2 tRNA genes and 1 rRNA gene are annotated in these 445 nt (G+C 46.1%); all 3 read right to left on the minus strand.

What is annotated here, in order from left to right:
- Window positions 1-46 precede the first annotated feature (46 nt).
- Window positions 47-122, minus strand: a tRNA-Ala gene (locus tag O212_RS0114920).
- A gap of 5 nt (window positions 123-127) precedes the next feature.
- Window positions 128-204, minus strand: a tRNA-Ile gene (locus O212_RS0114925).
- Window positions 205-207: 3 nt separating this feature from the next.
- Window positions 208-324, minus strand: a 5S ribosomal RNA gene (gene rrf / locus O212_RS0114930).
- Between the last annotated feature and the right edge of the window lie 121 nt (window positions 325-445).

A 445-nucleotide genomic window follows, 5' to 3' on the forward strand; every position in this document is an offset into this window, starting at 1 on the left:
ATAACAAAAAAAGCCATGAACATTAGTTCATGACTTTCCACCTATTTGGTGGAGGTAAGGAGATTCGAACTCCTGACCCCCTGCGTGCAAGGCAGGTGCTCTCCCAGCTGAGCTATACCCCCAAAAATGGTGGACCTTCAGGGACTCGAACCCCGGACCTACCGGTTATGAGCCGGTTGCTCTAACCAACTGAGCTAAAGATCCATTACCTGGCAACGTCCTACTCTCCCACACAGTCACCCGTGCAGTACCATTGGCGCTATAGAGCTTAACTTTCCTGTTCGGAATGGGAAGGAGTGTTTCCTCTATGCCATCATCACCAGATATCACATATTTTAAAGAGATTTGTTCTCTGAAAATTGCACACGATCTTTTGTTGATCGTTTTTTTATTGGTCAAGCCCTCGACCTATTAGTATCAGTCAGCTGAACATGTTACCATGCTT

It is taken from the genome of Clostridium sp. Ade.TY, from assembly GCF_000498355.1.
GTDB lineage: Bacteria > Bacillota > Clostridia > Clostridiales > Clostridiaceae > Clostridium.